The following is a 9,933-nucleotide window of genomic DNA, read 5'->3' on the forward strand; positions in this document are numbered from 1 at the left end:
ATCGGCGCAGAGCGACAGCCTACCTCTGACTGCCGCCAATCTTTGCAACAGAGCCCTGGGTCCAGTTCTCGCTCGGGCCGTTCGGGCCCGACCGCGAGGTCTGCTTTCGCAAGGTCCGCGACCGCCAGGACCATATCGGCGAACGCAACTATTGGGCTTCGGTTCGCGAACTGGTCGAGCCCGACCGCTTTGCCGAGCGCATCCGCCACCATCTCAAACTTCCAGCATCCGTTCCCGCCGCCCCGCGGCTGGTTGCCTGACAGGAGAGCTTGATGCGCATATTGCTCACGCGCACCCGGATCGGCGTCGAAGCGCCGAGCTATTCGTACCGGGTGCATGTCCCCTTCACCGAAATCTCGCTCGAGCGGCAGGCGCTCATCGCGATGCATTCGGACTACGGCTTCGGCGCCGGACTCCTCGCCCGGCTCCCGGACGTCATCGCGCCGATGACTCACCTGGAAGCCGCACCCGGGCTCGACAAGCATCGGTTCGGCAAGCTCGTCGACGGCGTCGCCGACCGCGTGGGCGCGGTTCTGCTCGGCGCCATGTTTCCCGAGATGGCCGAACGCGCCGTTCCGTTCCGTCTGGATGTACCATCGGCGCCGCCCAACGCGCGCATCATCGCGGAAATCGAGAATCTCTCGGGCCGCTACGAAGCCCTCGCGCGCGAGATCGACAGCCTGGCCGCTTCCGACCTCGGCTTTCGCGCCGAGGGGGACCGATGATCTCCGAGCGCTTCGACCCCGCCGACGCGGCCACCTGGGTCGCGCGCGGCCGGCGGCCGGGTCACGCGGAGATTCTGGCTGACGCCTGGCAGCGCTTTCCGGACCTGTCGAATCCGGCCGATGCGCAAGCGAGAATGGCGCGCATGCGCGAGCGCGCTTTGGCACTCCGCCCGGTCATGGAAGCCATGTCGAAAGCGGCAGATGAGCAACGCCAACTCCGCAATTTCGCGTTCACCGAGGAGCGCGTCGGGCGCGGCGAGGGCGACGCTCGCGATGAGGCGATCCTGCGGGCGCGCTCGGTCCACGCCTATGACTGGGACCGCTCCGTTCGCTACGCCTCGGGCTGGTATGCGGCCCATGCCGGATGGGAGCCGGAAGTCCGGCGGCCCGGGTGCGCGACGCCCGGATCTCTCGCCTACGAACAGGGCTTCTCAGATGGCGGCGGCAATCGCAACGACCTTTTCGATACCGCGCGCCGCGCCTTCGAAGCGGCACTGCCAGCTGACGACCCGCCGGTGCCGACAGCCGGCCGACCCCTCCCGAGCGCCTGGCCCAGACCGACCGACGAGCCGCTCCCCGCCCGATGGACGCGGCGGCTCCTCATTCTCGGCGCGCCCGAAGCCGGATTGGTCGGCGCGAGTGCAACGCAGCAAACCGATGCCGCGCTGCTTCTCCCGGCCTTGCGCGACTGTCCCGGATCGGACGAGCTCACCATCATCGTGATCACCGGAGCCGGATTTCATGCACTCGGCGACATCGGCGCGCCAAGGCCGGCGAGCGAGCCCCTGTGCGGCGTCGACCTGCCGGCGGACCCACGGCTTGGTGCCCAACTGCGCGCCCTCATAGCAGGCCGCGATTTCGACGATATCCTTGTCGCGGCCCAGCATGGCTACCTCTCGCTGCTCGATGCCCATGCGAGCGCGCTGCCGCTGTGCCGGACTATGGAGCGCACCCGCAACACCGTCCTTCAGCAGCGCGGACATTTCCGCATCTGGCTCGACCGTGGACTCGTGGCGGGCGAGAGTCTCGGCGCCGGACACATCCGCTGGGGCAAGGCGACGAAGGGCCTCACCGGCAAACTCGGCGAGTTCACCGCGCGCTATGCTGGAAAGCAGGCGGGCGGAGGTCATCGTATCATCGTAGAGACGCCGGACGGCCGCCCAGCCACGGGCTATGTGACGGTCCAGGGCGAACCGCTGCCCCCCGAAACCGTGATTGGCAACCGCGCCCATCTTCGCAAGGCGATGGCGGTCCGCCTCCGCGCCTTCGGCGGCGCCACCCGGCTCACGGCACAGCCTGCTCCCGATCTCCTCGACCTCGCGGCGGCCTGATCCAGCGCGCGTGCGAGGAGAGGGGGGATGTCCGGGACATGTGCCGGACGACTGAGCAGCCGGCACTCCTTCTTCTTCCGCCTATGGGAACCCCTTCATGCCTGAAACCTCCGTCATCTCGCGTCTTCCCGCTGCCGGCGATGCTGACCTCGTCCGGCAGCTCCCCCACCTGACCATCGCGCTTGGCGAGAACGAATTTCATGCCGCGACGATCCTCGCGTTCGATCCGGATGCCCATATCTCGGCCGGGCAGCTCGCCGGGCATGACGAGGACCGTGACCGCCTGCTCGCCGGCGAGGCCATGGCCCCTCGCGCCTGGACGATGCTCGCCCGCGCCTGCCGCGCGCAGCCGGACAGGCTGGATGACACGGCGTGCCTGGCACAGTTCCTTGCCGAGCGTGCAGTACCGGCTGAACCAGTCCTCGAGCACCGGATCGGATCGCGCGTCCGTATCCGGGCGCGCCAGCGCATCGGCGGGGACCGCTATGCCGGCCGCGAGGGCGTGATCGTGAAGACACATTTCGCGGGTTTCTACGTGAAGCTCGATATGACGCCGCGCGAGCGCAGCCAGAAGACGGAACTCGTCGACACGGCCAATCTCGAAGTCCTGGCTCCGCCCGTTGCCGCCTGAACTCCCTCAAATCGATGCCGAGGCTCTCATGCTCGATCCTTCAGACTTCTATACCGACATCGAACACAATATCGCGCGGAGCGGTCAGCATCTCTTCCTGATCTTCGCCGATGGCGACACACCCGCCTTCGCCTACAGCATCGGCAACGCGCTGCAGGGCCTGCCGGAGCTGCTGCTCATCGGCAATTTCTCGCCCCGGGTCGCGGGCTCGATCCTGAACGAGCTCGGCCGGAAGATGCGCGAGGCGCGCAGGCCGCTTGAAGGCGACATCGACGTCGGCGGTCAGTTTCCCGTTCGCCTGCGCCATGCCTCCGCCGAAGCCCGCCATCGCTTCACGTTCCAGGCCGGCCGCTATCTTCGCCACGAAGAATATGACATCCTGCAGGTGCTGCTGTGCGATCCCGCCGGGGTCTATCCCGCTGAACCGGGTTGCGCACCTGCCTTCGACGTGCCGCTGGCCTGACGCCGCCACCGAATGTCCCCAACCCATCGGCCGATGACAAACGGGAAACCGTCGATGCAAAGCGAAGGAGCTTCGCCCATGAGCCCTGCTCTCGCCAATGAATTGGCCGCACGCGCCGCCGATGGCTGGCATCCCGTCACGCTCAGCGAAATCAAACGGCAATTGCGCGATCTCGGCTATGCTCTCGACCGTACGCTGGACTGCCGTTCCACGGCCCAGATCATGACCGGTCCACGTGCTGGCAAGACCTATCCCACTCTCTCGACGGGCATCAAGGAAGCCGACACCGGCCGCAGTGCGTTCCACTTCGAGGCTCGGCGCGACGCCAACTTTCGAACCTTACAGAAACTTCGCTTTGAAGTTGGCCTGTATGCCGTCCTCAACGGTGCAATCCTGGACGTCTGATCTCAAGCCGACCAGCGTGAAAGTTCCGGGGCGAAGCTCGGCGGACGCTTCGACCCCATCCTGTTCACCATCCCCCAAGCCACCCACCGGAGACCGATGATGTCGGAGCCCACCCACTTTGTTCACGTCTATGCGACCGTTCGCGTCAAAGTCGCTGTCGCGGCCGCGAGCCACGAAGACGCCATGCGCGCCGCCGACGAGGCGCTGTTCACCAAGGGGTTCGGCGTGCGCTTGATCCCGACCGCCGAAGGCGCGCTCGATGCGGACTATGCCGAGGAAGTCACGGGCTATCTCGTCGATGAAGCCGGCAACGTGGAATATCTGCGCAGCGCCAACTACGGACCGGACTATGAGCCCGACTGGGGTATGCGCAGCCGCGCGCGCGAGGCCGAGGAGCGGCCCGGCGCCTAATCACGACACGAGAAAGGGAAGGGGGATCGAGTGGGCGGTGGCCAGACCGGCCAAGCCCAGGAGATTCCACCATGGCTACAGTCGTTTCGATCGACCCTTCCGCCGATCAATGGTCCGTGCCGATCGGTAAGCACAGCCGCGGCGCGCTCATGCTCAATCTCGAGCGCCTGCTCGCCGGCCGGCTGCTCATCCAGGGCAGCAGCGGGGCGGGCAAGAGCCGCACCCTGCGCAAGATCATCGAGGAAGCCTTCGACTTCACGACGATCGTGCTGGTCGATCCCGAAGGTGAGTTCGGCAATCTCGCCGCGCACATCGGCGCGACCTCGCTCAAGGGCTGCGAACTCACTTCGGACGGCCTCACGGCAGCGGCCGCGCGCGCCCGCCAGCACCGACTTTCGCTCCATGTCGATCTCACCGACCTCGACCCCGATCAGCGCATCATCAAGGCGGCCGCTCTGTTCGCCGGCCTGATCGGCGCGCCGCGCGAGCATTGGAGCCACACCGTTCTCGTCTGCATCGACGAGGGGCATCTGCTCGCGCCCCATCATGCGGGATCGGCCCGCGACGCCGAAACCCGCCGCCTTGGCGTCGCCACGCTCACAGATCTTTGCGCCCGCGGCCGCAAGCGCGGCATCGCGCCGGTCATCGCCACCCAGCGCCTCGCGAAGCTGTCCTCCTCGGTGATCTCCGAGCTGCAGAACTTCCTCGTCGGCCTCAACGTATTCGACCGCGACATCGCGCGCGCCGCTGACCTGCTCGGCTTCTCCGCCAAGGAGGCGGACGCCTTGCGCAAGCTCGCCCCGGGCGAATTCTTCGCCATGGGGCCGGCGATGTCGCCGCTCCCCGTCCTTGCCCACGTGGAAGCGACGATCACCGAGCATCTTGGCGCGACTCCCAAGCTTACCGCGGCGGCCGCGATCGACGGAGACGAGGCCGAGAAGCTCCTCGATCTGTCCGCCCTGCGGGAAGTCTCGAACGGCGGGCGCGATACGAGCCTCACGCTCAAAGGAACCCGCGCGCTCGACGCCTTCCTGCTCGATCCGTCAGCGCCGCACGCGGCCTCGATCATCGGCGCGCTCAAGCGCATCGCCCCCAATGCGACCACCGCCAACGATCTCGCCGGTCACCTCGGTTGTTCACGCGAAGCGGTGGACAACGCGCTCGACATGCTCGCAGCGATCGCGGCGGTCGACACGATGCCTCGCGGGGAAGACCGGATCGCCCGGCTGCACGCCCGGCTCAGAGCCAAAATCAGCGACATTCCCGTGGTGGCGCTCGCATGAAGCCGCTCGATCTGGACGCCGATGTCGTCGAGCTCGCTCCCGCGCTACGGCCCTTCCTCGAGTCACAGCCGCTGCGCGAAATGGCCTACCGCGCGGATGCCTGGACACCCGCCGAGAGCGATCGGCTGCGCGCGCTCTTCCTCGAGGATACAGCAATCAGCGATATCGCGCTTGCGCTTGCCCGCGGCAGGGCGGCCGTCGCCGAACGGATCGCGCTGCTCGGACTTCGTCGCAACTCGGCGCGGGCCTGGACCGAACTGGACGATGCCGAGCTGACCCGTCGATATAGCGCCGAGCCTACCGCCAGCATCGCCTCGGATCTCGGCCGATCCTGCTCGGCGGTCTATGCCCGGGCCCGGCTGCTCGACCTGACCGAGGGCAATCCTCCCGAATGGACACCCTGGGAGGATACCCAGCTCACCGAAGGCTATCGCCGCGGCGTGCCGCTTGCTCAGATCGCGACGCTGATCGGTCGGCCCTTTGGCGGCCTGTCGAGCCGCGCCGGCTATCTCGGCATCGTGCATGCAAACCATCCGCCCGACTGGACGCAGCAGGAGACGGCGCGCGCGCTCCAACTCGCGGAGGTGGGCCATCGCTACACCGCGATCGTTGCGATGCTTGTGGAGGAGGGGTTCCCGCAGCGAACGATCAGAGGCTTCGGCCTTGCCATCCGCAAGCTCGGCTACGGCCGCGGATGGGGGCGGGCTTGGACGCCGGAAGAGGACGAGCTTCTCCGCAAGGCCTATACCGAGGGAACGAGCCTGACCCCGCTGCGGCGACAGCTCGGCCGCACATCCGGGTCGCTGCGCCACCGCGCCGAATATCTAGGGCTGCGCGGCCTTCATGCCAACCGCAACGGATGGCGCATCGGTCCGGACTGGACCGGCGCCGAGGAGGCGCGGCTGCGCGCGGACTATGGCCGCGTCCCCACCAAGCTTCTTGCCGCGCGCATGGGCCGGACCAAAGCCGCGCTCACCTCGCGTGCGAACAGCCTCGGGCTCGTCCACGGCTACATCCGGCCGTTCAGCGACGAGGAAACCCGCGCCCTCGACATGGCCTTCCGCACCGGGGTTTCGATCGCGGATCTCGCCGTCGCTCTCGACCGCAAGGCCATGTCGCTCAGCAAATATGCGACCAATCACGGCTACCAGTTCGGACGTAGGCCGAGACGCTCCGTGACGCTGGAGGACCTGCTCGCCGCGGGGTGAACCCTCCGCGGCCAGCCCGCTGCTCCCACCCTTCACTCAGACAAGGCGCGCCCGGCCGCCCAGCCGGCCGCGCGCGGGGAACCCTCATGCCGCCCCAGGATCGACATATCAGGAACGTCCTCAAACTCTTCGACGCGCATGGCTATCGCCACGATCGCTACAACCTCTTCTCAGATTGCATGGAACTCACCGCGATCAGCATCTCGAACAGCGTCGATAGCCGCTCCCGGACCCATCGAGAGGCGCGCTACCTCGAGATCGTGGGACGATATGACCGATCCACCGTCGAGATGTTTCCGCACGTCTTCGGTGAAATCACCATGGCACTGGAGGCCGCGCCGGGTGATGTGCTGGGAAGCATCTTCACCGCGCTTGAGATCCACAGCAAAAACCGGGGCCAGTTCTTCACGCCTTATCCTGTCTGCCAGATGATGGCGGAGATCACTCTCGGCGACGCCGATGACGCGCGGGCGCTGATCGCCGACAAGGGCTTTGTCTGCGCGATGGAACCCGCCTGCGGCGCCGGCGCCATGGTCATCGCGTTGGCGCAGGCGATGCTCGCCGCCAATATCAACTACCAGCGGCATCTCCACGTGAACGCAGTCGATATCGACCAACGAGCCGTACACATGGCCTATATCCAGTTCTCACTGCTCCACATCCCGGCCCATGTCATGGTTGGCAACTCTCTCAGCAACGAGGTTCGCGAGCACTGGTTCACCCCTGCCCACATAATGGGAGGTTGGGGCCTGAGGCTCGCGTCCCAACAGCGCAGCTGAGCAGCCGGCGCGTTCCGTGCAGCGCGCGCCAGATGATCACTCATCTCGCCGTACGTCAGTAACGGAGGCCCGCGTGGTTGGAGAACAACTGACGCTGTTCTGAAAAGCTCTGCCCTACTCGGCAGGCTGCCCTTCAGGCTTCTTCGCGCGAGGGCGGCGTATCGGCGCCGGCTTCGTCGTCTTCGACGGCGCAGGCGCCGGCACAGCGGCTGCCTTGCGTTTGCGGCCGAGCCCGATACTCTTGGCCAGCGTCCGGCGCTGCTCGGCATAATTGGGAGCGACCATCGGATAGTCGGCAGGCAAATTCCACTTCGCGCGATATTCTGCTGGCGTCATCTGATAGTGGGTCATCAGGTGGCGCTTGAGCATCTTGAGCTTTTTGCCGTCCTCGAGGCACACGATATAGTCCGGCTTCACGGACGAGCGAACCGACACTGCCGGCTCCTGCTTGGGCTCCGCCGTAGAGACGCTCCTCCCGAGACCCGACAAGGCGCCATGAACATTCTGTATGAGCGAGGGCAAATCTCCGACGGCAACGCTGTTGTTGGTAACGTGCGCGGTAACGATGTCGGCAGTCAGGGTGATCAGATTGCTCTCGTGTTCTGACACGTCGCTCATTGTGATCTGCTTTCCTTGATTTTCGAATAGAGTCCGATCTATCGCCACCGGCAAGACAGAGCCGGGTGAAGCTCACCGGCGAGCATCAGCGAGCCGGCCGTCGCGCAGCGGCGCCCCCTATTGACGCAAAAAGGGCTGCGTTACCACCGTCCTTTCTGTGCGGTCGGGAGAAGAGGGGGAGGGGCTTGGATGGCAAGTCGAAGGCCCAAGCCTTTGACGCTCCTTTCTTGACCGAGGCCTACATGGAAACCTCTCGCAGCCAGCGCTGGCGCGACCGGCGCGCGCTATGGGCGGCCGACTTCCGCACGATAAATCCCCGCGCCTATTCCGTGGACATCATCGAGCATGCGGTCGCCCGCGGCTTCATCGCCGAACATCATTACTTGCCCTCCTACCCCGCCGCACAAGTCGCCATTGGCCTATTCGGGCGTCGCGCTGCGCTGGAAGGCGTTGCCGTATTCGCGGTTCCCGCGACGAGCGCCGTGATCACCCGACACACCGGCTTCACGGATCCGGCCAAGGGGAGCGTTCTCTCGCGCCTCATTCTTCTCGACCAAGTTCCCCAAAACGGCGAGAGCTTCTTCTGCGCGCGAGCGTTTCGGCTGCTCCGCCAGGCTCGACCTGCAATCGAAGCCGTCGTTTCCTACAGCGATCCCGAGTTCGGTCATATCGGCCGCGTCTACGCTGCCTTGTCCGGAGCCCACCGGGGGGTGACACGCCCGCGCACGGTTCTCCGCGCTTCTGGCCGCACCATCTCCGAGCGAACGCTATCGAAGATCCGACTGCGCGAGCGCGGGATGGAGGGCGCCATCGACCAGATCGTGCGCCTCGGCTTGCCGGGCCCCGCGCGACGCGAAAGCCCCGAAGCCTGGCTTCGCCGCCTTGAGGTCGAACAGTTGCTGAGCCGTCACCGACAATCCGGCCTCTTCACCTATTGCTTCGAACTCACGCGACGGGCGCGTCGACAAGGTCGCGATCTGCCGCGCTTGCCTTACCCGAAACTCGTGGCGCCGGCTCGCTGACGGCTTTTCGCCCGAAAGGAGAAATCATGGTCATGCGCATTTCATTCGAAATCACTGGCAGCTTCGAAGTGCCCGCCGGTACCCGCCCGCTCGGGGGTCGCCGAACCTCTTCCAGCTTCCTTCTGGCGAGGTCGTATCGGTTCATCCCGTCATCGAGATGGCGACCGCCCTGGACAGCGATGACCACCGGGACCTTACCACCGACGAGGCGGCCACGATCGGCGTCCACCTCGATCTCTACGATCGGGAGTCCAGCCTTCAGGACGCCGAATGACGATGCGCCTTCACCACCCGGGGCCGAGGAGGAGAGGCGGGGGGACGTTCGGCGCGCAGATGGACTGCGCGAGAACGGAGCACCTCCATGTTGGCGACCGATCCTCCCGCGCCCGCCGCGCATATTCGCGACATCGATTATATCCGCGTCGCCGAACCTGCCCCCGTGGTGCTCGCCTACGGGATCGGCGTCGACAGCACCGCGCTGCTCGTCGAGCTCGAAAGCCGCAGAACCCCGCCCGATCTCGTTCTGACCGGCGATCCAGGCATCGAGAAGCCGGAGACGTACGAGTATCAGAAGATGATCGCGGCCTGGATAGCGGCACGGGGAATCCGCTACGAGACCGTGCGTTATACGCCGCGTCGGTTAAACACTGGCCACCTTATTACGACCTGCTCGCCAACGTCCTGACCAACGCGACACTACCGAGCATCTCGCTGGGGCGCCATTCCTGCAGTCTCAAATGGAAGGTGGCGCCGCAGGACGCGTTCCTGAAACAGTGGGAGCCCGCGAAGGCAGCCTGGGCGCGCCGCCAGAAAGTCATCCGCCTGATCGGCTACGATGCTTCGCCGGCGGACACGCGGCGCCATGCCCATGCGTCCGCGATCGAGCATGATCTCTTCGAGTGCCGATACCCGCTTCGCGAATGGAAATGGGACCGCGCCGCCTGCATCGCGCGGATCGAGGCCGCCGGCCTCCCCGTGCCGCCCAAGTCGAGCTGCTGGCTTTTATGTTTGCAGATGGTGTCTCGTCTCACCGCAAGCTCTTGTTTCAATGGGTATA

At 66.0% G+C, this 9,933-nt stretch carries 11 protein-coding genes and 1 pseudogene; 11 read left to right on the forward strand and 1 reads right to left on the reverse strand.

The features are described 5' to 3' along the window. The first annotated feature begins 272 nt into the window (after window positions 1–272). From AX724_RS11030 to AX724_RS11070, 9 genes are all read left to right on the forward strand, one after another. A complete protein-coding gene (locus tag AX724_RS11030; RefSeq protein ID WP_066766237.1) occupies window positions 273–725 on the forward strand; it encodes a hypothetical protein in 453 nt (150 codons plus the stop codon). Next, complete coding sequence (locus AX724_RS11035) at window positions 722–2,056, forward strand: hypothetical protein (protein WP_066766239.1); 1,335 nt, start codon at window positions 722–724, stop codon at window positions 2,054–2,056. Before AX724_RS11030 ends, AX724_RS11035 begins: the two co-directional genes overlap by 4 nt. Before the next feature lie 97 nt (window positions 2,057–2,153). After that, window positions 2,154–2,687, forward strand: coding sequence for a hypothetical protein (locus AX724_RS11040; protein WP_066766242.1), 534 nt, complete (start codon window positions 2,154–2,156; stop codon window positions 2,685–2,687). Window positions 2,688–2,715: 28 nt separating this feature from the next. After that, complete coding sequence (locus AX724_RS11045) at window positions 2,716–3,150, forward strand: DUF4262 domain-containing protein (protein WP_066766244.1); 435 nt, start codon at window positions 2,716–2,718, stop codon at window positions 3,148–3,150. A gap of 78 nt (window positions 3,151–3,228) precedes the next feature. Beyond that, a complete protein-coding gene (locus AX724_RS11050; protein WP_066766246.1) occupies window positions 3,229–3,555 on the forward strand; it encodes a hypothetical protein in 327 nt (108 codons plus the stop codon). Between the two features lie 96 nt (window positions 3,556–3,651). After that, complete coding sequence (locus AX724_RS11055) at window positions 3,652–3,966, forward strand: hypothetical protein (RefSeq protein WP_066766249.1); 315 nt, start codon at window positions 3,652–3,654, stop codon at window positions 3,964–3,966. A gap of 71 nt (window positions 3,967–4,037) precedes the next feature. Next, the gene (locus tag AX724_RS11060; protein ID WP_066766250.1) at window positions 4,038–5,249 is read left to right on the forward strand and encodes a helicase HerA domain-containing protein; all 1,212 of its coding nucleotides are present in this window, start codon (window positions 4,038–4,040) and stop codon (window positions 5,247–5,249) included. Further along, complete coding sequence (locus AX724_RS11065; protein WP_066766251.1) at window positions 5,246–6,457, forward strand: hypothetical protein; 1,212 nt, start codon at window positions 5,246–5,248, stop codon at window positions 6,455–6,457. The genes AX724_RS11060 and AX724_RS11065 overlap by 4 nt, the downstream gene beginning before the upstream one ends. Before the next feature lie 179 nt (window positions 6,458–6,636). Then, a complete protein-coding gene (locus tag AX724_RS11070; protein ID WP_231736650.1) occupies window positions 6,637–7,236 on the forward strand; it encodes an N-6 DNA methylase in 600 nt (199 codons plus the stop codon). Between the two features lie 114 nt (window positions 7,237–7,350). On the opposite strand, the gene AX724_RS11075 is transcribed toward AX724_RS11070, so the two are convergent. Continuing rightward, on the reverse strand, window positions 7,351–7,854 hold the full coding sequence (locus tag AX724_RS11075; protein ID WP_066766252.1) for a MucR family transcriptional regulator: 504 nt from the start codon (window positions 7,852–7,854) through the stop codon (window positions 7,351–7,353). A 242-nt stretch (window positions 7,855–8,096) separates the two neighbouring features. Here AX724_RS11075 and AX724_RS11080 point away from each other — a divergent pair, with 242 nt between their 5' ends. Continuing rightward, window positions 8,097–8,876 (forward strand): Mom family adenine methylcarbamoylation protein, encoded by a 780-nt coding sequence (locus AX724_RS11080; protein ID WP_066766254.1) that lies wholly within the window; start codon window positions 8,097–8,099, stop codon window positions 8,874–8,876. Between the two features lie 361 nt (window positions 8,877–9,237). Further along, window positions 9,238–9,933 (forward strand): annotated as a pseudogene (locus tag AX724_RS11090) (hypothetical protein); the annotation flags it as partial.

This window comes from Sphingobium sp. CCH11-B1, assembly GCF_001556865.1.
Taxonomy (GTDB): Bacteria; Pseudomonadota; Alphaproteobacteria; order Sphingomonadales; family Sphingomonadaceae; genus Sphingobium.